This is a genomic window from Occallatibacter riparius (assembly GCF_025264625.1).
GTDB lineage: Bacteria > Acidobacteriota > Terriglobia > Terriglobales > Acidobacteriaceae > Telmatobacter > Telmatobacter riparius.
This window is the reverse complement of sequence record NZ_CP093313.1, coordinates 1,973,485-1,995,239: the sequence shown is the minus strand read 5'-3', so window position 1 is coordinate 1,995,239 and position 21,755 is coordinate 1,973,485. Positions and strand designations below refer to the sequence as shown.

Here is a 21,755-nt window from a genome sequence, read left to right as displayed (position 1 = left end):
TCGTTCTCCCGTGAATCTGCTCGACACTATTCGACCGTCGAGACGTGCACGTAGTGAAATGTTCCCGTGTGTCCGGTCTGGTTACCGGCGTACATGCAGAGCTTTTCCGCGGCTCCCAGCGAATGCACCCAGGTGGCGCCCTGGATCCACGTGGCACCATCGGCACTGCTGTACCCGGTGTAGTGGGACTCGCCATTTACGTTGCGTTTGACGATGCGCAGCCACGCGGTGACCTGTGCGCCGATCGCCACCGAGCCCAGGTTCGACCCACCCCACGTGGGATAGCCCGGATGCTCGGCAGTCTCGGCGTTGATGAACTCCACCTGGCGGGTGTCGTTGTTGTTGTAGATATCGGCGCGCAGAAAGTTCGCGTCGTCTCCATAGATCAGGAGCCCCGCCTGCGCGAAATCGGGACCCTTGCCGGCGGCCGGCAGGTCGAAGTCGAGCTTCGTTTCGGTCATGTAGTCGCCCGTTGGGGCGGCTTCGCACGCCATTGGGACGCCAGGCATATTGGCTACTGGGTCCGCTGCTACGGAGCTGACCTGGTAGCCATTGGCGCTTATTGCGTAATTGGGCGTGCCGTGCACAAACGACCATTGCGCACTCAGAGTGGAAACGCTGAAGTCATCCGATGCGGCTGTTAACTGTGCACGAGGAAGGTCCTGCTTCGCCGGAGAGCTCGCGTAGGCGTTCGTTTGTCCAGGCTGTGCAGCGGGCATGGGCTGCGGCGCAGCATCATCGGACGGCCCGAAGCCCCCTCGCGCCACCGGCCAGCCGTTGATCCAATCAATTGCTTCGAGGAAGGCCGGGCGCGCGTTGTAGCTGACCGAGCCTGCGTAGTAGGGACTGGCCGAAAGGATTCCGTGATAAAGGATGTAGTCCTGTCCGGTTTCGTCAGAAAAAATCACGTTGCCGCCTGGCCCCACCACTGTGTTGCCGTTCATGGTCAGGACGGGTGTGCCACCGGGGTTCACTGCGCTCATTGCAATACCCTGCGCGTCTACATAAGGTCCCATGGGACTCTTCGATCTTCCGACGAAGACGCCGTAGCCAGTGAGCGGACCGTTGCAACAGTTTGTCGATGAAGCGAATAAGTAGTAGTAGCCGTCGTGCAGAACCCAGTTACCGCCCTCATAGCGGTTGTCCACCGCGACCTCCACTTCACTCGCCTTATCTGAAGTGAGCCCATCTGCGGACAGCTTGCGAACATACAGGCCACCCATGAAACCGCCAAACAGGATGTACTTCTGGCCGGCAGCATCCTCTATTACGTCGGGATCGATGGTCGTCCTGTAGACGCCGCCACAGCAGTTCGTCGCCGGTTCCGGCTCAACCACCGGCGCGCCGGCATCCACAAACGGACCCGCAGGGTTCGAACTCGTGCCCACACCGATGGCAGAACCTCCGCCGGAAAGACCTGTCGCCGGCACTGCGAAGTAGAGGTAATACTTGCCGTTGAGAAATCTAACGGCAGGCGCCCAATACGACGAGCTCTTCACATTGGCCCAGGAGGGCAACGCGGCGAAGGCATCCCCGTCGTAGCTCCAGTTGACCAGGTCAGTGGAATGAAACAGGTTGACCAAGTGCGTCTTCGGATCGCCCGCGTAGAGCGCATCACTCGTGCAGTACAGATGCCACGTGTCTGCGCCCGCATTCTGCACCTTCAGGATGGCGGGATCTGCACAGCTCACGGCTGTAAGCGAGCCGGTCACGTTGAGCGTGAGCGGATTCTTGTATGCGGTTGAGGCAGGCGGCTCGATGTTCACCACTGCTGCTGCCGAAGCAGACGAAGCATAAACACTGTCGCCGCTGTATGTCGCAGTGATCTGATTTTGGCCGGGGGGCAGCAGGGTGGACGTGAAGTTAGCCACGCCTGTCGGATCGAGGGTAGCCGTCCCCAGAGAGATGGAGCCTGATGTGTAGGTCACGGTTCCAGTGGGCGCCGGTGTTGTGCTTCCGCCGCCGGTGACTGTGGCGATGATTTCCAGCGGCAATCCCTGCCCTAGATGCGCAGACGAGAGGACCAGCGCGATGCTGCTTGGTGCGGTCGGTTGCGTCACACTCAATGACGCAGCGGTGGAAGCGGAGGGAGCATACACCGGCGTGCCTCCGAAGCTTGCCGTCAGCATGTGCGTTCCCGCGCGGAATGTACCCGACCACGCGCCTTTCCCGTCCGCGCCCAGGGTAGCTTTGCCAAGTTGCGTCGTGCCGTCGGCAAAACTCACAGAACCGGAACCGACCGCTGTACCACCAGACATCACCTGCGCGGTGAGCGTCACCGATGCGCCCACGTTCAAAGCGTTGGCAGAAAGAGTGAGCGCGGTAGTGGTGGCGGAAGGGCCCGGGGGAGAGATGGGCGCGCTACCCCCTCCCCCGGAACAACCCGCGAGTCCAGCCATTGCCAGCAGAGCGTGCAAAATAACGGAGCTACTGCGCCCGAACATCGTCTTGCTTCCCAGACCCATATTCCTTGTTTCGCACTGCGCTCCACTCTGCGGCGGATGAGAACAGCGCTCAGTCTTTTTTCTCGGGCGCGCTTGCCGGCACGTCCGCCGATCCAAAGCCCGAAGAGATTGCCGACAGCACCTGCGGGTTCAGCTTTGCGTTCTGCGCTTTCAGCCGCGTGTACTCGTGAACTGCCTTGTTGGAATCCTCGATGCGGCCCAGCTTGCGATACACTCGCGACAACTCATACTCAACGCGTGGGCGAAGCTCCGGCTCTGGATTCATGGCCTTCGCCTTCTCCAGCGCAGCCAGCGCTTCCTGCGTGTGTCCAGCGTCAAACTCGCCAAGCCCAAGGTAGAAAAACGTGGCGGGAACGTTTGAGTAGTTCGCCACCACCTTGTGCAGTAGCTCAAGGCCTTCGGCGGTGCGGTTGGTCTCGATGTCGATCTTCGCCATGTTGTACATGGCGATTGGATTGTTGGGGCTTAGCTCGAGTTCCTTCGCATACGCCTGCTGCGCCAGTTCCAACTGGCTCGATTTGCGATACTCCGCGCCCAGCTCTTCATAAAGATCCGAATTGTTGGGCATCAGCTTGATAGCCTCGACGAACTCCGCGATCGCCTCCTTGTGCTGGCTCTGCTGCGAGTACATTTGTCCCTGCACGCGATGCACGTGCCACGAGCTGGGATCGATGACTGCCATGCGCGCGTAACTGGCGAAGGCCACTTCAGTGTGCGCCTTGCCCCGATATTCCAGAATGTCGAGATCGTTGGGCGCCAGTTCCGCGGCGCGATCTAGCGGCTCGGTGGCCTTTTCCGGATGACCGTCCTGCAGTTCGACGATTCCCTGCCACATCCAGGGCTGCGGGTCTTTCGGACTGAGCTCGGTCTCCCTGCGTAGCGCAGCAACAGCCTCGTCCACCTGGTGCATCTGCGCATGGGCAATACCCAAAAAGAGGTTCGCGCCTGTAATGTTTGGCTCGATAGCGATTGCCTTGCGGAGGTGCTCCACTGCCTCGTTGGCCTTGCCCAAGCGCAATTCAGCGGCGCCCAGTTCGACTTGCGCTACGGGATTGCCGGGGGTCGAAGCCACGGCTTGCTGAAGCCATTGCTCCGCGTCGGCGAAACGCCCCGCGTGCAGGGACTCAGTGCCGCGCTGCAATGCGTCGTCTGTGGATGTTCGCGGCGTTGACTGCGCGCATGCGGCTCCGCAAGCCAGAAGAAACGCGCTGAGAAGGCACACATTCCCTATTCTCATTCGAAGATCCTCACAACCGATGCTTCCATCTCGAACAAGGAATGCGCGGTGGTATGCCGCAGCGGTAAGGGACCAACAGAACGCCCCTTGCGGCGGAGAGTTACGAAAGCGCCGGGGATACAGGAAAGCCTATATCCCCGGGATAAGTTGGGTCCAGAAGACAGTTCTCTAGAAGACGAACCGTGCCGTCAATTGCATGTTCCTGGGCCCATTGATCGTGTAAGTCGGAACACCGAAGCCCAGGTCGTACGGCTGCAGATCGGGAGTCCCGAAGGTGTGCTGATTGAACGTATTCAGGAACTCCGCCTTGATGCTGAGCGTGTAGTTCTCATAGAAAGCAAACTTCTTGAGAACGCTCAGATCGTTGTTGAAGTACGGTGGATCGCGAATCTCGTCTGTCACACGCGGCATAGTAGTGGGCAGCTGATACGGCTGATCGAGCCCGCCGTTGCAATAGGAGATGTATTTGTCCGCTTTGGGATCCGATCCCTGGCAGTCACGGTTGTAGTTGTTGTTCAGGTCGTAGAATGCGATCGTACTTCCTGCAATGTCCGACCCGTTCTGTTTAACGTTGCTGAATTCTGCATTGAACATTGACTGGGCATTCGGGTCTGCATGATCGCTAGGAGTCAACGGTAGCCAGATCGGCTGCAGATGCTTGGCTCCCTTGGCATACGCCGGGCTCTTGAGCGGGGCGTTGGCCACCCTGCTGAAGCGGATACAGTTTTGGAATCCTGGAATGCCCCACGCGCAGCCGAACGATATCGGCTGGCCCGATTGGATGCGCTGCACCGTACCCACTTCCCAGCCTCCCAGAAGCGTGGCAGCGATGCCGTGGTTCATCCACATTTTCCCCTTGCCAAAAGGAAGCTCGTACAGACCGCTGAGCACCAGTTGGTGCCGCAGGTCGAAGACTGAAACAGCCTTCTCCTGCTTCAGGTTGTCGGTGTTCATGTCCTGGACCCAGTTGTTGCCGATATGCACTCCGGGCACCGCACCATCCGAGTTGCTGAACGTCTTGCCCCAGGTATAAGACACCTGCATGTTCAGCCCCTGGTGGAAGTGCCGCTGTACCGTCGCAATCATGGCGTTGAAGCTCGACTGGCCGACGTTCTCCAGACAGCAGCCCTGGTCGATAAAGTCGTACTGCGGGAACGGCCGCAGCGCCGCCTGAAGTTGCGGATTTCCGCCCCAATTCTGCACAAATTCGGGGAACGGCGCTTGAACACCCTGCGAATTACCGACGAACGGCTGATAGAGCGCGTCGCCCATCGAGAAATACTTCTGGGGCATGTTGTTGGGGTTGAGCAGGTTCGACGCCAGATTCGTAGCGCGGTTGCCAATGTACCCCAGCGTCGCAATCAAATCCTGCGCGAGTTGCTGCTGGACCTGAAGGTTCCAGTTGTAGACGGTCGCAGGACGGCCAGCATTCTTGGTGATATAGGAACCGGGCAAGTAGCTCCCGTTATAAATGCCGGGATCCTCGTTGGGAGGCGGTGCATAAGCAGGTATACCGGCATCGATCTGGAACGACGGATCAAAGCCGTTGTGACTCGGAAACGCAGGATTTACCGTGTAACCGGTCGTCATACCGCCGCCGAAGTCGTTATACACGAGCGGCCCATAGAGAATGCCGCTGCCGCCGCGTACCACGATCTTCTGATTCAGGAATGCAGGCGTCCAGGCAAAGCCTACGCGTGGACCGAAGTCCTTGTACCACGTGTCAGCCCAGCGAGGATTGCAGCTGTGGCACTTATCGGCGAATACAAGCGCTCCCGGGATGTTGTACTCCGGATCGATCGCGGTCGGGCTGAAATTCGACGTGTGGGAATATGCCTCTTTGCGTGGCACTTCCACATCCCAACGCATGCCGAGATTCAGAGTCAGGTTGGGTGTGACTTTGAAGTCGTCCTGGGCGAAGAAGGCATAGTAGTTCGATACCCATTTCGGGGCCTTCACGGAGACGTTGTTGGCGCCGCCGTTGTCCGCTAAACCCAGCATCAGGCTGGCAAATCCGAGACCGCCGCCAACGCCCTGTGCGCCCGCTGTCTCATTCCCGCTGAAGTTCAGGAACTGGGTCTGCCCGACGATGTGGTTGAACTGCTGATAATGAGCCTCGCCGCCGAATTTGAAGTTGTGATGGCCATGGGACCATACAACCGCGTCATCGAGATAGAAGCCGTTGTCGACTTCATCGTCATCGTTGCCGATATTCCCCAAGCCGACCTGCGCATCGCCGGTGTTGATGCCCGGGAAGTTGTTCCCGCCGGCGTTACCCAGGCCAACCAGCTTGGACCAGTCGCTGCCGATATTGGCCGCCTGCGAGTAGTTCTTGCTGTTGCTGCGGTTGGTACCGAAGACCAGGTAATTCAAGACATTCGGCGTGATGTTGTAATCGATGCCCGTACGGAAGAAGTGAGTGGTGAAGCCCTGCCACCAGCCCTGTGTGCTAACTGGCGACGGTAGGTTGGCAGGGTTACCTGACCAGCGGGTATTTTCACGAGGGCTGTACGAGCCCCATACCTTCAACTTGTCCGTGATGTTCTGGTCAATGCGGATTTCATAGGCAGTGTTGGTGATTGGAATAGACGAAACCTGCGTGTAGTTGCTAAAGATGGCGCTGTTCGTGGGCGCCGGATAGTAGGCGAGCAGATTCTTGGCGACCGAACTGATCATGCCGGATGGGATCTTATTCCCGGCAAACGCCGTCCGGCATCTAGTTCCGTTCACGGTTTTTGTCGTGGTCGGATCGAAGATCTCACCGACATAAATTTGCGTGCCATCGCAGGGGTTGCTCCCAACCGCCGTCGTGGTGAGCCGGTCGGAGAAATCGCCGGTGCGTTCCGCCGCCGTCGGGACCGTGCTGGTAACCGGCGAACTCGTCGTGTACTTGAGTTGCTCCCAGTTGAAGAAGAAGAAGCTCTTGTCACGCCCGTTGTAAACGTGTGGAATGCGGATGGGACCGCCGAGGTTCACGCCGTAATCGTTCTTGTGGTCGGTGCCTTTGTCCCATGCCGCCCTGCAAGCTGGAGTGTCATCGGCCCCCTGGCAGTGGTATGCTCGCCAGCCATTGTTGAACCACGAATTCGCATTCAGAGCCTGGTCTCTATAGATGTCGTAGACAGTGCCGTGATACGCGTTGGTTCCGCTCTTCGTCACGAAGCTTTCCACGCCGCCGGTCGTCCGGCCGAACTCTGCTTCCGGCAGAGATGTGGTGACCTTGAACTCCTGCAGGGCCTCTACTGAGGGCGCTTCTTCGTCGTAGGACGAACCGTTCTCCGCGCGTTCTTGGCTGATGCCGTCGATCAGTACTTCATTGCCAAAGGTCTGGCCGCCGGCCACCTTCCCGAGAAAGACACCGTTGTTATCAGCTACGCCGGGTCCGGTGGTCGCAGGCTGGAGGAACACAAATGCCTCATTGGCACGAAAAGCGCCCACACCGCCCAGGGCCAGGGGAAGATCCAGGATCTGCTTTTCGGTGACGATTCCACCGATGTCCGAGGATTCAGTTTCCAGGGTCGGGCCTTGGCTGGTGACCGTCACCTGCTCGGCAACCTCACCGGGCTGCAGACTGACATCCACGGCCGAGACTGAGCCGATCTGCACCAGCACGTCTTTGGTAATCGATGTTTTGAACCCTGTAGCACTCACACTCACGGCATAGTGGCCGAGAGCGACATCCTCAATGCGGAAAACACCCGCCGAAGTGGTTGTTGCAGAGTACGAGGTCCCGGTGTCGTTGTTCTTGATCTGCACACTGGCGCCCGGAATCACAGCCCCCGTAGAGTCCGTGACAACGCCGGCGAGCGCCCCGTGTACGGTCTGCGCTTGCAATCCCGTTCCCAGTAGCAGGGCCAGCAGAAAGACTGCGCAGCAATGCCAGATACGTAGTCGTGGATTCATTCATTGCCTCCCAAACAGCTATGGGTCATTTGCGCCGCATGCAGCCACGGCCCGCCCATGTAATCGTTTCCAATCGATTGCTCTTTGTGACTTGTGAGTACTGTCCTTACAGGTCGCTGCAACACACCTGTACCGACTCGAACAAGAAGCCTAGGGAGCTCGTCCAACTCTGTCTTGAGAAAGGAAGGCTATTGACAGGCAATTATGGAGAGGCTATGCTGGCAGGCCCGCGCATGGAAAAGCCACGATAGGACCGCGATCCGCTAATGGTTCTATATCTCTTCGGGCTTGACGATTCCGCGCGCCAGGCAAAAACTTACCGCCTCCGTGCGATCCGCGACATCCAGCTTCGCCATCAGGTTATTCAGATGGTTCTTCACCGTGTTAGCCGAAATACCATAGACGTTCGCGATCTCACGGTTCGTCAGTCCGCGCGTCAAGAGTCGCAGCACTTCGATCTCCCGAGCCGTGAGCTCCTGCCGCAGCACGCGGTCACTGAACTGCTTCTGGATCGCGGGAGGAACCCAGCGGGTTCCGGCGTTCACCGCTCGAATGGCTTCGATCAGCGTCTCGCGCCCGACGTCTTTTACCACGTAGCCCTGCGCACCTGCCTGCAACACCTGAAAGACCTCTTCTTCGGTCTGATAGCTCGTCACCACGAGGATGCGCGCCGTCTGGTGCTCTTGCCGAATTGCGCGAACCACCTCTACCCCATTCTTGTGAGGCATACGCAGGTCGAGGAGAAGCACGTCGGGACGCAGCTTGCGATACAACTCAACGGCCTGCAAACCGTCTGCCGCTTCACCGACGACATCGAAGCCCGGCTCTGATCCGAGCAGGTTGCGAATCCCGATGCGATAAACGAGATGATCGTCCGCCACCAGAATTCGGACAGCCTTCGCACCCAGCGGATATACCGATTTCGGCCTGCTAGCAGCCGTCACGCTCAATCTCATATTGCGGCCCTCACTCGCACCACAGTGCCTCCCGGCGCGGAGTGCAACTCCAGCTTCGCGTTGATAGCTGCGCAGCGCTCCCGCATTCCCACAAGGCCAAAGTGTCCGTCTTCCGGTCCCGGAACCTCATTTGGGTCGAATCCGTTTCCGTTGTCTTCTACCTCGATCAACACGTCATGCCTTCGATATTCAACCCTCACCACGATTGCCATGGCTCCCGCGTGGTGAACTGCATTGGCGAGTGCTTCCTGAACGATGCGAAACAGGTTGTTCACCATCGTATACGAGAGCGCCACCGGCTCGCCCGAAATCGCCTGATCGATCCGAGCTGGACTCCCCATCCGCATCTGCTGCACGCAACGGGAGACCAGGTGATCGAGCCGGCTGTTGCGTGAAAGCGAACGCAGAATGTCGATGGACAAATGCGACTCGTGCCGGCTGTGCCTCACCAGTTGAAGCGCCTCGTTCAACAGCGAGCCGGCCCGTTGCGGATCGCGAGCGATTGTCTGCTGCGCCGCCTCCAGCTGCAACGTGATGCCGGCGTACCCCTGGGCGAGAGTGTCGTGCAGGTCGCGCGCGATACTCGCCCGCTCCTCTGCAACCGCGCGATACCGGGAATGCCGAACGTGGTTCCAGGAACCGATCGCAATCAGAATGAGGATGATGCCGGCCGCCGCCAGCAGCGCCACATGCGCTCCCGTCCACCACGACGGCGGCTCCACCAGCTCAATGTCTTCGGGCGTGCGCAACTCCAGTGAGAATGCATCGCCACTGCGCGCATCAAGCCCGTGATTCACAATCAGGATGCCAGTGAGCCGCAACGTCGCACCCGCCTGCATAGACCTGGTCGACAGCTCCTCATCGGGCACATCGCTGGCAAGAATCGCGGAGAAGTTCTGGTGGCCGCCGCGGAGATTCAGCCGGACACCCGTCAATCCCGCCGGGGCAAAATCGGAAAGCTTCGCCACCGTTTGAACCAGAAAGAATTCATTCTCACCATCGGCGGCCTGGTCCGGAGTAATGGAGAGGGGCAACGGCATCGAACCTCCCCAGAGCCGCCGCAGCTCCGTACCTTCCACCTGCGGAGCGGGAGCAAGTTTCAACTGCCCGGACACCTCTACTTCATCACCGAGCGAGATCTCCTCCGACCTCAATAGCTTCACCTCGACCGCGCCGGTTCGGTCCTCGATCACAATCCGATGACGGTTCGACGTAACGATCCCGCGCATGAGTACGGGCAATGGCTTCGCTGAGAACCCCGCGGCTTGGATCGCTGATTCGATCGACTGCAGCCGCGAGGGCGCCTCTTTGCCACTCTTTTCCGCCGAGGAGGCAGCGGTTAAGCGGAGTGGTTGCAGCGCAACACACGCCAAAACTGTCAGCAGCACGAAGCCGCTGTGTAAGCGACGTTTGAGATGCGCACACAGGTACATTGAATCAGCGAATGAAAATCCACTATACTTCACGCGTCATCCATGCCCAAACCAGCAGTCATCCTGCGCTCAATCGCTTTCATCCTTTTGCTCGCGGTCGCTCTTTGCGCGGGTCTGTGGGCTGGCTATCGCTCAACCCGAGGAAAGTCCGCAGGCTCTCGCTACCAGACAATGCATGGATGGCAGACGATCAGCGGTCGTTGGAATGAACGCGATACGGTCTTCTCCAACTCCAACTACGGCCGCGGTGACATGCTGATCGCCCAGCACTCGCAGGGCGCCAACTACTCAGTTTCCGCTGACATCCGCTTCGACCTGCTTTTCCCGGAGACGCACTACGGAGACGCCGGCCTGGTCATACGCACTACCGATCCCGAGCAGGGCGTCGACTCTTACCAGGGCTACTACGCAGGCATTCGCCCCGACCAGCAGACCGTGATCCTTGGTCGCGCTTCTTACGACTGGCACGAACTCGCTTCTAAGCGCCTCGCTACGCCCGTGAGTGTGGGAAGCTGGTATCGCGTGACGCTTTCGGCTCAGGCATGCAATTTGGTCGTAACTGTTACACCTGAAAGCGGCACCGGAGCCACACGATTAGAGCACGAAGATCCGCAATGCCTGCCCCAGGGAGTTGCCGGTCTGCGCTCCTTCTATGCCCAGGCCTCATGGAGGAACGTCCGCATCACTCCTGAGTAAAGAAACGCGTGTTGTGCACCGTATCTGTCTCACGCATGCAGGGTCCTTGCGGATTCCTAATCGCTGTTCTTCAAAACTGCCGCCACCATCGGGCTTTGGTCAATCGTTTGCGCGTCTACGATGGTCACCGGCAACTGGGTGGAAAACGACCTGGCATCACCACCGGCCAGCGCAACCTTCATCGCCTGTATAGCCCTCGTGCCAAGTTCGTGGGGATCGCTTAGTACCAGCGCATCCGTCCTCCCCGAACGCACGCCCGCAATCTCATTCAACTCATCCGATACGCCAATCAGCAGGGGCCGCTTCTTCTCTCGCTGCTCGAATGCGTACGCCGCGGCGTGGGTAGAAAACTCGTCGGTGGTAAAGATGCCCTTGATATCCGGATGCTCCGACAGGAGATCCAGCACGGCCTGATTTCCTCGCGCCCAGTCGCTCAGCCCATACTTGACACCCACGAGCTTTACCCGGGGGGCGCGCGCAATCTCGTCGGCAAATGCCTTCTCAATGAGCGAACTACCTTCCACCGTGGGACTCACACCCACTACGCCTACCTCGCCGCGCCCACCCAGTAAGGCCACAAAACGCCGCGCAGCCAGACGACCGGCCTCCGCCTCATCCCAGCCGATAAACGCCGCAAAGTCCTTGTCGGACAACGCAATTGGCGTGCCTACGATTACCACCGGAATGTGCGCACGCACGGCTTTCTGCAGCACCGACGTAAGGACAAGCTGGTGCGCGGGGGACACGATGATCCCCTGCACGTGCTGCGCGACCGCGTTCTCCACCATTTGCGCCTGCTCGGTGTAGTCGGTCACCGATTGCGGTGCTGCCAGCTCGATGTGAATCCCGGCTGCCGCGGCGTTGGTACGCACCGCGTGATCGAACTTCTCCCAATACTCCAACCCGCCCGTCGGCGTGATGACCATGATGGTCGCCGGCTGCTCGTGCCGGCACCCCGCTGCGCACATCAGGATCACTGCCGCCGTGATTGCTGCCCATCTGCCTCTGCCTGACATCCCTGCTCCCGAAGGATCTCTCCTTCCTTATTGCAGTACCTTCATCACGTTTCCACGCCGGTCTTGTACTTCTTTTTTGTTCAACTGTTCTGCCAGATCCGCCTCACGCTTCGCTTCCTCCGGTCTCCCAGTTCGACCCAACACGAGGGCATAGTAGTGATGCGCAGTGGAGTACTCCGGCGCATATTCCATTGCCTGCTTCAGATACTTCTCCGACTCGGGATAGTCCTTTGCCCTGAACGCCACAATGCCCATTCCTGTCAGCGCGCCGGCGTGGCTAGGAGCGGCTGCAAGTACACGCGCATACTGGGCCTTCGCTTCATCATTCTGGTTCAGTTCGAGTGCAATCTCTCCCATTTCGTAATACGAGGCGGTTTGCCGCGGCGACAGCGCGATCGACTTCTCCAACTCCGCCTTTGCGTCATCATCTCGGGCCAGCATGTGCAAAAGGTGTCCCATCCCGTAATGCGCCGTCGCGTCGTCAGGCTTCTCTTTCAAGTATGTGCGCAGATGCTCCTCCGCTTCAGGCATCTTCTGCTCATCGAGCTCCACACGTGCCAGGGCATACAAGATCTTCGCTTCTTGCGGTGCCAGCTTGTGCGCCTGCTGCAGCGCCATATCTGCATCATCGAAAATGCGCATGCTCTCCGCCTGCATACCGAAATCGAAGAGCAGGCGTGGCGAATCCGGAACTACTTTGCGCGCCCGCATCAACACCAGCAGGGCGCTGCCGTTGGCCCCCGCTTTGCGATCGGCCAGTGCCGCCGCTTCGGCGGCATCCACCTCACCCTCGCGCGCGCGAACTTCGTTGGGCCTGGCCGCAAGAACCGCCTCGAATGATGTCATGGCGTCTTCATGCAGCCCTTGCGCATGTTGCACGCCGCCCAGTTCCAGAAGGAGATCCGGGCTGCCTGGATCCTTCTCCAACGCATCCTTGAGCACCACGCTGGCCCGGTCGACGTCGCGCGCTCCAATCAACTGCCTCGCCCGTTCTATCGCGGAGGAAGCGGTCGCCTGCGCATGCAGAAATCCAACCGCATATGCCAGCACCGCACCCGCTAAGCCGCTTGAGACTGCAATCCTCATTCTCTTCGCAAATTCCCCCGGCAGTATATCGCCCGTCCCCGCAGGCGACGGTGGCCCCGGACGGCCAAGGGCCCTCGGTCAGCGATCCCGGGGCGAGCTGAGCGCCCGTTCCCCAGCTCGAGAGAGCCTGTTTGGAGTCGGAACCCAGACGACACTCGTCTCTACTGCAGCCCGCCTCAAGATCTTTTCGTTGGCCTTCAGAGAATGCAACCACTAGTAGCAAAATCAAAAAGGCCGCTCACAGGCGGCCTTTACTAAATTCCTCATGATCAGAGGTTCGAATGGTTGCGGGGGCAGGATTTGAACCTGCGACCTTTGGGTTATGAGTTCTGGAATTTAGGCGCTAATTTGAGCGGGCAGATTCAGAAAGCCACACCCCACCTTCAGGGAGCACTGGCGAGGTCCCACGACGTTTCTTTGATGGGTCAGATTACCTGTAGAACAAGCCTATGAAGTTGCCGTCCCAGGCTTCGCCCGCTGGGCTTGCAGGCCGGGGATGCATCAGGCGCTAGTTCGATGACGAATTCACCCTCGGGAAAGACCGCGTGCAGGGCCAATCGCTCTCGGCTCCGACGGATTATCGCATCGTCCCCCCAGATTTACTTGTCTTTACAACAGTTAACTCCAAAGAGGAGCAGCATTTGAAACCTGAATCATCGAACGTTTTCGAAGCCCTAATCACATCTAAAGAAGCATCCCTGCTCCTTGGCATTCACTGGAAGACTCTGGAACGGATGGCGCGTGCCCAGCGGGTCCCTGCGGCCAAAATCGGGAAATCCTGGATATTCAGAAAATCAACATTGACCCAATGGCTGGATGAGATGTTGGCGTCCAATGTGGCGGAACGGAACAAGCGGCGGCTTTAAGGGCATCCGGCGGAGAAGAAGTGTCGAGCAGGCGATTCTTTGCCCGATCCTGTTCACGAGGCCTTACCGGGACGGAGTGGAATCGGTCTGGCGGCTGATCATTCTAATGCTCGAAGGTGTAAGCGACATCGACTGCGGCTCCCTGTAAGCGGGACCTGATCGATGAAGTTGGCTTTTGTCTATTTCTGGAGGTGGTCGAGCCGACATTCCTGTGTGTTTGGGCGCTCTAGAACGCCGATCACGGCGCGGAGCCATTTCGGGTCATGAGCGAATCACCGCCTGATCGTGAATATTCCGTGTTTCGGAGGACATGGATGTTCAGTCCCGATAAACGGGTTCTGCTCCACCCAGGTTGACACGGGCTCGGTTTATGCCAAATCGCCACGGCAGTGAACCTCCAAGATTATGCGTGTTGCACTAACGCCAAATCAGCGCAATGGTGCACGCTTTATATAACGGAGGAGACGCGCAACATGGGACAACTGGGCTGTCATAAAGCTCGATGCAAGTGATTCGCACCGATTGTCAAGGTATTGAAGACGTTCATCGCTTCAGTTTCTCGAACTATTCCTCTACTTCAACAGCGACGAACCGCTCATGTCGCCGAACCGACATCCCCCTGGTCGCTGCCTCTCTATTTGTGCTGATTGTCTGTGAACTGTCTGATCCTAGGATTACCTGGCGGTGAATCCCTTCCTTCGGAATCGGGGATCAAGTCGCGGTTCCGCGACTGTGTCCATCAGCATGAGTCAGTGAACTCCTAAAGTGGCGTCCATTCAAGTGGGGGTGCAACCACAGGAGCCGCGGATCACGAACTCTGTGGAGAGCACGACCTTGCGCGCCTCTCCGTGCGATTTTTCGGCGATACGCTCAAATAACAGGCTTGCCGCCTGCCTTCCCAACTCTCTGGTGGGCTGGCGCACCACCGTCAAACCCGGCGGGATCATCTCCGCCAGTTCGAAGTCGTCAAATGAGATGAACGCAAACTCCTCGCCGAGACGTTTTTTGAATGTGTTCAACCCACGCAGCACGCCCATGGTGCACACCCAGTTCAGCCCGATGATGGCCTCCACTTTGCAGGGACCGGAAAGGTATGGTGCCAGGGCTTCCGAAGTCAGTTCGTTCTCGTGTTTCACCAGCAGCTCAACCGGCTCGGCACCTGCCGAGCGCATGGCCGCTCGATAGCCCGCTACGCGCTCGCTGCACGTGTAAAGATATGGTCTGGCGCCGACGGCAAGAATCCGCCGATGACCATGCCCCAAGAGGTGCTCCGTGGCTTGACGGGCGCCTTTGCGATTAGTCACGGTAATGGTGTCAACTTCCTCGCCCCGGACCGGCTCGTCAAATACGACGACCGGAACGTCCTTCGCCAGCATTCCTTTCAACGTGTTTTTACCACTGGTGGCTGCAATGAGGATGAGCCCATCAATCTGCCGCCGCGCCATGATTTCGACTTCCGACAGCTCCAGAGCCGCGTCTCCTCCTGAGCTGGCCAGGATCACCACATACCGATGCTCGCGGGCAACATCCTGCACGGCCTGCACCGCGGCCGCGGTGAACGGATCCGCGAGATTTGGAGCAATCATCGCAATGGTTGCCGAACGCCGCGACTTCAGGCCGCGAGCCAGTTCATTGGGTTGATAGCCCAATTGCTGCATGACTTCGCGTACATGATCCCCAGTGGCCTTGCGCAGTTCCGGAGCGTTGTTTAAGGCACGTGAAGCCGTCTTGATAGAAACACCGGCGGCGCGTGCTACGTCCAGCAAAGTTACAGAACCGTTCTTTTCCAACATCTTTCCTCTGTCTTGCGATCAGGCAACAATATTCGATGCCAGGGTCTCCAAGCGCCCGCGCTTGGTTTCTGGATAGAAGAGAATGATGACGAAAAACTGCACGACCATCAGGATGGCCAGTACGACAAAAACTCGTTCGTGCAGCAGCGCAATGACCGACGGGAAGGCGCCCACGATCGCTGCGTTGCAGACCCAGTGCACAGTACTACCCAAGCTTTGTCCGCGCGCGCGGACTGGCAGGGGAAAGATTTCGCTCAGGTATACCCACACGATGACGCCCTGCGAGAACCCGAAGGAAGCGTTATACGCAGCCAAAATCACAACCACCAGTGAGGCCGGCCAGTTCATCACGCGCACCAGGGGCAACAGCATCAGGCAGATTCCCATAGCGACGGTGCCGGCGATCAGAAGGGGCTTGCGCCCTACTTTGTCGATAATGCTGACGGCGAACATGGTCACGATCAGGCACAGAGTAGAGATGACAATGGCGTCCTTACGGCCGTTCAACTGGCCCGATCCGAGATCTGTAAAGACGTCGAGAATGTAATAAAGAAGCGCATTCGTTCCGGTCAGCTGGTTGAATACAGCGATGCTGATGGCCAGCAGGATTGGGCGCACATACTGGCGCGCAAACAGAGTCGGGCTGCCGGCTGCGAACTGTGCCATGGAGCGTTGTAGTTCCGCGCACTCAACTTCGGGATCCGCAGAACCCAGCTTTCGCAATGCCAACATAGCTTCGGCGCCGCGCCCTTTCATCGCCAGCCAGCGAGGGCTGGGCGATGACCAAAGAAGGAGTGCCGCGCAGGGCACCGCCGTCAGCGCACCGGTGCCCAGCACATAGCGCCACGCGGAGGTCGCTTGGACTTGATTTGAGAGCAGGTAGCCTGCCACAAAGGCCAGCACCACTCCAATGCTGAGACTGAACTGGAAAGCCCCCACGATGCGGCCGCGCAGGGTCGGGGGGGCCACCTCTGCCAGGTACATGGGAGCGGCCACTGAGAGAATCCCGACGGCAAAACCGCAGAGGATCCTGCAGGTGCCGAACGCCAGCGGCTCGTTGGAGAAGGCGGCTCCTAGAATCCCTGCCGAATAGCTGAGAACGGAGACCAACAGCGTGGTGCGGCGTTCGATAGCGTCCGCCAGAAAGCCGGCCGCAATCGAGCCGGCTATGGTGCCAATCAGGCCGGCAGAGACGGCAAAGCCGAACGCCGCCGCTGATAGCTCGAACTGCAGGCGCACCCCCGGTGCCGCACTCGACATGGCCCCGATGTCGTATCCGAACATCAGCCCCGCGAGAGAGCCGCCCAACGCCGACGCTGTGAGATTCCCTTTCATACCCTCTCAACCCAAGAGGCTAGAAGCCGCCCCTTGTCCCTACTTGCCATTCTCCAGTACGGCCGCACCTACAATCGCGTCGAGCGCGGAGCTCTGGCTGGCTGCGTTGCCCACGTCGAAGGGCCCGGACCACACCTGGCCGAATTTGTAGCCCGGCCCTTGCGACTGCTGCCAGATAGCATTGGCATTCGTCGTGATGAATGTCTTGTAGCTCGTTTGAGGGGCCGCTGCGTTCAGCGCCAGAAGGTTCCGTACAAAAATCCCTTTAAACTGCACGCCGTCGGCCCCGCATTTAGGTTCGCAGGGATCGTGAAGCATGCCCTGGTTATCGACCAGGTGGGTGATTGCAGCGATGGCAATCTTCTGAGCGGCCCGCGGAATGAAAGCATCGCTGTTCAGCTTTGCCAGTTCCGTCAGACCGCCCAGCACGACTCCCTGGTTGTAGCTCCAGGTGGCCTGACCATTGTTGGCGCACGATCCAGCGACAGTGTGACCCGAACTGGTGCCAAGGCCATCGTTTATGAGGCCCGTGCCGTTGATCATTCCTGACTGCGCGAACCAGGTCCACTCCTTGTTCGCCCAACCCAAGAACTGCGCCGAGTTGACGTTATCGCGATTGGCCAGGTGCGCGGCCACGGAAAGAAACAGTTCGTTGGCGATCGCGTTTTTGTAGCCGCGATCCTTGCTCCACCAGATTCCCCCGCCGCAGGTGCCGTCCCAGCCTCTGCTCATATCGGCAAAAATGGATTCAGCCATGGCCAGATACTGCTTGTTGCCGGTGAGGTCGTATGCATCGATCCACGCCAGCGCCCACCACCCCTCGTCGTCGTAGAAGTTGTTCAGGAACCCGGCACTGGTCTTTTGCGCTGCGTGGAAGGTATTGGAAAAGACGGTATCGTATTGGCCCGATTTGCTGACCCGTGCATAATCGACCAGCACCGTGATCGCATTCGCCGAGTTCCACCATCCGGCCGTGTCATACAGGCCGCTGGCTGAGTTGTACCAGGTCTGCAGGGTGGCAATGCCCGCGGCAGCACGGGAAAGCTGCGTAGTCGGGGCGGGTGCCGGACCCGAGGTCGGGCTGGTGGCGGCAGACCCGCCGCATCCCGTGAATAACCATGACGCGCCCAGCGCAAACGCAACCTGCCTGGCCTTCAATTTCATTTGCCCCTGTCCCTTCCGCTGCATCCGCGCCGCGGCTGCTGGCCGGTGCCGCCCAGAGGAATGGCCGCAGCGCAGCGCCGTTGAGTGTGATCACTATAAAACAGACAGAAGGCACGGCAGCGCGTGCCCTCTATCTTTGCTGACGTGTCGCTAGAACAGGATCTTCAGCGACAGCTGAATCTCCCGAGGCTCGTTCTGAATCGATGGGCCTACGGTGCCGTAGCCCGTGTAGGCACCCGGCAGGTTTGCGGGAATGTTGGCCTGGCGAATGACGGGCGTGTTGGGTCCCCCGGTATTCGGGCCGTTGAAGATGGGCGTGTTGGTCAGGTTGAATGCCTCCGCGCGGAACTGCAGGGAAGTCTTCTCCAGAAGCTGGAACCCTTTCTGAAGGCCTAACTGTTCCTGCGGCGCCCACGGCGTGCGTACCGCCGAGGTCCGATCCTTCAACGTAATGGCCTCATACTCAGGGAAGCCATGGAAGCAATTCGGCTGGGAATTGTTGAGGTAGCTACCCCAGCTCTTATGCGCCGGGCGAATGTCGAAGGATCCGCAGGTGTAGTTCCAGTTGTTGGGGAACGAAACCGGCTGTCCGCTCTGGTCCTGGACGATGAAGTTCAGCTGCCAGTCGTTAAGCGCCCCGCCGAGGATCCCGTGTGCATCTCTGGCCACCACTCCTCCGCGGCCGACCGGGAGTTTGTAGACGCCTCCAAAGCTGAACAGGAAGGGACGATCCGATCCATCAATCTCGTACGTCGGTTCCGGATCGGTGAGCCAACCGTTATTCAGGCGGCTGGTTGCGCTGATCACCTTCGACCAGGTGAAGGCAGTGGTGAAGCTGAGGCCGTTGCTGAGCCAGCTCCCATTCGAGAAGCGCTTCTCCGCCTTACCCACCAATGAGTCATAGTGGCTGTATCCCTGGGGCGTATTCCATTCCCACAGTTCGGGCCCCCAAACGCTGTCGTACTGCGGATACGGAACCATCATCTCCTTGACGGAGACCTGCGAGTGCGAACCCAGGTAGGTGGCGCTCGGGATCAGCGCGTTGCCCTGGAAGGGATTGGGCATGAGCGTATCCAAGTAGGAGGAATCGGCCATGCCCTGGGCGAACTCGGTCGGCGTCAGGTGATTGCGCTGCATGCCGGCGCGCAGGTCGAATGTCCGGGCACCGACGTACTCCACATCCCACACGATGCCGCCCCGCAGGCCGCCTTGGAGACCGAACGAGAACTGTTGCGTATAGGGAATCTTGCGGTTCCAGCTATCCTCCCAGATGCCGTCGCCGTCACCCGACGCCAGCCCCTTGGAATCACCCGGAGGAGTGATGTACCCGTCGGTGAAAGGCGTGCCGGTGCGGAATGCCGGATTGGGTGTGCGGCCGTTGTCAAATGAGGTGTTATAGCCCGTGTTGGCGTCCCAGGTTGAGGTGCCGCCGAGTTCGAACCCAAGAGCGCGATAGAGGCCCCAGCCGCCGCGCACAACCAGATTGTTCGTCAGGCTGAAGGTGGCGCCGAACTTGGGCAGAAGAATGCCCCAAGTGTTTTCATACGGCGTACGGTCCGTCTGGAACTTCAGTCCCGCCATGATCGTGCTGGGGAACGTTGTGCCGTTGGGCATTGTGACCGTCGGCAATGTGCCGCTGATGGGATTGGTGCAGGTCAGGCAGATGCCCGCCTGCAGACGGCCCCAGCGGTCCATGGGTGAAGTTTCGTTTTCGTAGCGCAACCCGACATTGAGCGCCAGCCTATGATTGACCTTCCAGTCATCCTGGATGAACAGCGCGTAGTCCTTGTAGGACTCGTAGGTCGGATCGTTGTACTCCACGCCGCCCCACGACGGATATCCCAGCAGGAACCCGGCGATCGTTGATCCGTCTGCGCTGTTCTGGTAGGGATCCTTCTGCGTGAATCCAGGCCCGAAGTTGAAGCCGCCATTGGGACGGCGAACCCCGTTGGCGATGTCGTGGTACCAGTTGTACTCGCCTCCATAATGCAGCGTGCTCCGCCCGATAACGTGGGTGAGCGAGGGGGCGATGTTGTAGGTCTCGAAGATCGACGGGTTCACAACGTTGCCGACGAAGTTGGGCAGAATTCCGTCATCTGCGTGGATCTCGGGGAGGTAGTTGTTGTGCGTCGTGGGGATGGCCGGCATGGTGAGGCCAATGCTGGCGGCGGTTACATTCGCCAGCCCGGCAGCTTCGGCTCCATCCGGGCTCTCGTTGTTCATGCGGTTGTAGGAGGCACGTACATCCATGAAGAGGTTGTTACGGAAGGTGTGCGTAACGTCCACCACCGGGCTGATGGTGTACTGCGTGTTGTTGTACCCGTTGCTGTTGAAGGCCGCTGCTCCGGGGAAGGCGTTCCCGCTCTGCAGAGACTTGCTGGAATACACCGCGATCATGCCGTAGGCACGAGTCTTGTCGCTGAAGTTGTGATCCAGGCGGCCGATGGGCTGGTTGTAGCTGTAGTGGCCCGGATTGCCCACCACGTAGTTGTTGAGGTATCCCGACCTGGTCGCCTTCGGCAAGAGCTTCAGCAGGGCCACGCCCACGGGATCAATTCGATTCGCGGGAATCACGTTGCCGGGGAATTGTTGGCGCGCCCACTTGCTGCATCCGTTGCTCCCCTCGGTGACGCAATAGGTGGTGAGGGGATCGTAAATGCCGTTCGTCGCGCCGATAGCCGCAAGGTAGTTCGACAGGTCCACGCTACCATCTGAACCCGGAAGCATGTCGGAAGTGATCGTGTTCTCGGTGACGCTGCCGGGCCGAGCCTCTCGCCAACTTTCCCAGCTAAAGAAGAAGAAAGTGTTCTTGCGAAGACCGGGCACCGGACCGCCCACTGTCCCGCCAAACTGGTGCAGATTGTGGGCCTGTTTGGGCACACCGGCCTGCTTCAGGTCGAAGCGGTTGGTATCCAGCACCGCGTTGCGCCAGTAATCAAACGCCGTGCCGTGGTATTGGGATGTGCCGCTCTTCAGGATGGTGTTGACCGTGCCGCCGTTTGTGCGCCCGTACTGGGCGTCGTAGGTGTTGGTCATCACCTTGAACTCTTCCACCGCGTCCACACTGGGGGAGATGTTCCACGTACCGGATCCGCCGCCGTTCTGCTGCGAAACGGGAGCGCCATTCAGCGAAAACTGGTTGTAGTTACCCCAGTTGCCGTTGATCGAGTAGCCATTGGATTCGTTCAGCCCCGAAGCCTGAGTGCCCGGATCGGAGCCCTTGACACCTGGCGTCAGGCTCAAAAGGGTATACATCTGCCGCCCGTTCATGGGGAGGCTCTGCACCTGCTCGGGAGCAATCACCGTGCCGCCGGACGCGTCCACCGTATTGACCGTGGCGGACTCCGCCGTTACCGTGACCGTCTCGCTGACGGTGCCCACGGCGAGCACAAGGTTGACATTCACCTTGGAGGATACGTCGATCACAAGGCCCTGCTGCTCGGTCTTCTTGAATCCCTGCACTTCCGCGGAGATCGAGTAAGTTCCCGGCTGCACCAGCGGAATGGTGAAGTCGCCCTTGGCGGTAGTCTCCGCCTTGTAGGTCTGTTGCGGGCCGACGGCAATGACCGTCGCCCCTTGCAGTACCGCACTCTTTTCATCGGTCACCTGACCGGTAATCGTTCCGCGAAATTCCTGGGCGTGCAGGGCCATCGCCGGAATGAGGAGCGCCAGCAAGCAGCCTAACCAAGAAAGCGCATCGCGGCGCCTCCATTTCAGACACTCACGAAGCGTGTAGTAGCGTTCCATAGATCCTCCTGGGGGGTTTTGCTTTGGTCGGCACGTCTAGAGGTTCCAAGCGTGCTGA

The 21,755-nt window shown here is 59.2% G+C and carries 13 protein-coding genes; 2 read left to right on the top strand and 11 right to left on the bottom strand.

Annotated elements, in window-relative coordinates:
- Positions 1–26 precede the first annotated feature (26 nt).
- From MOP44_RS07880 to MOP44_RS07860, 5 genes are all read right to left on the bottom strand, one after another.
- The gene (locus tag MOP44_RS07880) at positions 27–2,399 is read right to left on the bottom strand and encodes a family 43 glycosylhydrolase (RefSeq protein ID WP_390905487.1); all 2,373 of its coding nucleotides are present in this window, start codon (positions 2,397–2,399) and stop codon (positions 27–29) included.
- A 115-nt stretch (positions 2,400–2,514) separates the two neighbouring features.
- A complete protein-coding gene (locus tag MOP44_RS07875; RefSeq protein WP_260795454.1) occupies positions 2,515–3,702 on the bottom strand; it encodes a tetratricopeptide repeat protein in 1,188 nt (395 codons plus the stop codon).
- Between the two features lie 168 nt (positions 3,703–3,870).
- The gene (locus MOP44_RS07870; RefSeq protein WP_260795453.1) at positions 3,871–7,605 is read right to left on the bottom strand and encodes a TonB-dependent receptor; all 3,735 of its coding nucleotides are present in this window, start codon (positions 7,603–7,605) and stop codon (positions 3,871–3,873) included.
- Between the two features lie 272 nt (positions 7,606–7,877).
- The gene (locus MOP44_RS07865; protein ID WP_260795451.1) at positions 7,878–8,549 is read right to left on the bottom strand and encodes a response regulator; all 672 of its coding nucleotides are present in this window, start codon (positions 8,547–8,549) and stop codon (positions 7,878–7,880) included.
- A gap of 8 nt (positions 8,550–8,557) precedes the next feature.
- A complete protein-coding gene (locus MOP44_RS07860; RefSeq protein ID WP_260795450.1) occupies positions 8,558–9,790 on the bottom strand; it encodes a sensor histidine kinase in 1,233 nt (410 codons plus the stop codon).
- Between the two features lie 246 nt (positions 9,791–10,036).
- Between MOP44_RS07860 and MOP44_RS07855 the strand changes: the two genes are divergently transcribed.
- A complete protein-coding gene (locus tag MOP44_RS07855) occupies positions 10,037–10,690 on the top strand; it encodes a DUF1080 domain-containing protein (protein WP_260795449.1) in 654 nt (217 codons plus the stop codon).
- A gap of 56 nt (positions 10,691–10,746) precedes the next feature.
- Here MOP44_RS07855 and MOP44_RS07850 read toward each other — a convergent pair whose 3' ends face one another.
- Complete coding sequence (locus tag MOP44_RS07850; protein ID WP_260795448.1) at positions 10,747–11,706, bottom strand: sugar ABC transporter substrate-binding protein; 960 nt, start codon at positions 11,704–11,706, stop codon at positions 10,747–10,749.
- 27 nt (positions 11,707–11,733) lie between these two features.
- Positions 11,734–12,792: a tetratricopeptide repeat protein gene (locus MOP44_RS07845; protein ID WP_260795447.1), complete on the bottom strand. Its 1,059-nt coding sequence runs from the start codon at positions 12,790–12,792 to the stop codon at positions 11,734–11,736.
- 545 nt (positions 12,793–13,337) lie between these two features.
- On the opposite strand from MOP44_RS07845, the gene MOP44_RS07840 reads away from it, so the two are divergent.
- Entirely contained in the window at positions 13,338–13,658 is a 321-nt protein-coding gene (locus tag MOP44_RS07840) for a helix-turn-helix domain-containing protein (RefSeq protein ID WP_260795446.1), read from the top strand.
- Positions 13,659–14,434: 776 nt separating this feature from the next.
- On the opposite strand, the gene MOP44_RS07835 is transcribed toward MOP44_RS07840, so the two are convergent.
- The 4 genes from MOP44_RS07835 to MOP44_RS07820 form a co-directional block, all read right to left on the bottom strand.
- A complete protein-coding gene (locus MOP44_RS07835; RefSeq protein ID WP_260795445.1) occupies positions 14,435–15,451 on the bottom strand; it encodes a LacI family DNA-binding transcriptional regulator in 1,017 nt (338 codons plus the stop codon).
- Between the two features lie 18 nt (positions 15,452–15,469).
- Positions 15,470–16,786, bottom strand: a complete 1,317-nt coding sequence (locus MOP44_RS07830) for a sugar porter family MFS transporter (RefSeq protein WP_260795444.1) — start codon at positions 16,784–16,786, stop codon at positions 15,470–15,472.
- A gap of 39 nt (positions 16,787–16,825) precedes the next feature.
- The gene (locus tag MOP44_RS07825; protein WP_260795443.1) at positions 16,826–17,950 is read right to left on the bottom strand and encodes a glycoside hydrolase family 76 protein; all 1,125 of its coding nucleotides are present in this window, start codon (positions 17,948–17,950) and stop codon (positions 16,826–16,828) included.
- Positions 17,951–18,100: 150 nt separating this feature from the next.
- A complete protein-coding gene (locus MOP44_RS07820; protein ID WP_260795441.1) occupies positions 18,101–21,697 on the bottom strand; it encodes a TonB-dependent receptor in 3,597 nt (1,198 codons plus the stop codon).
- Positions 21,698–21,755 lie beyond the last annotated feature (58 nt).

Bases quoted from the DNA above. Each gene is read 5' to 3' on its own strand.
- MOP44_RS07845 (WP_260795447.1), bottom strand. From the start codon at position 12,792: ATGAGGATTGCAGTCTCAAGCGGCTTAGCGGGTGCGGTGCTGGCATAT.
- MOP44_RS07870 (WP_260795453.1), bottom strand. From the start codon at position 7,605: ATGAATCCACGACTACGTATCTGGCATTGCTGCGCAGTCTTTCTGCTG.
- MOP44_RS07875 (WP_260795454.1), bottom strand. From the start codon at position 3,702: ATGAGAATAGGGAATGTGTGCCTTCTCAGCGCGTTTCTTCTGGCTTGC.
- MOP44_RS07880 (WP_390905487.1), bottom strand. From the start codon at position 2,399: ATGGCTGGACTCGCGGGTTGTTCCGGGGGAGGGGGTAGCGCGCCCATC.
- MOP44_RS07830 (WP_260795444.1), bottom strand. From the start codon at position 16,786: ATGAAAGGGAATCTCACAGCGTCGGCGTTGGGCGGCTCTCTCGCGGGG.
- MOP44_RS07820 (WP_260795441.1), bottom strand. From the start codon at position 21,697: ATGGAACGCTACTACACGCTTCGTGAGTGTCTGAAATGGAGGCGCCGC.
- MOP44_RS07825 (WP_260795443.1), bottom strand. From the start codon at position 17,950: ATGAAATTGAAGGCCAGGCAGGTTGCGTTTGCGCTGGGCGCGTCATGG.
- MOP44_RS07855 (WP_260795449.1), top strand. From the start codon at position 10,037: ATGCCCAAACCAGCAGTCATCCTGCGCTCAATCGCTTTCATCCTTTTG.
- MOP44_RS07860 (WP_260795450.1), bottom strand. From the start codon at position 9,790: ATGCGCGGGATCGTTACGTCGAACCGTCATCGGATTGTGATCGAGGAC.
- MOP44_RS07850 (WP_260795448.1), bottom strand. From the start codon at position 11,706: ATGTCAGGCAGAGGCAGATGGGCAGCAATCACGGCGGCAGTGATCCTG.
- MOP44_RS07835 (WP_260795445.1), bottom strand. From the start codon at position 15,451: ATGTTGGAAAAGAACGGTTCTGTAACTTTGCTGGACGTAGCACGCGCC.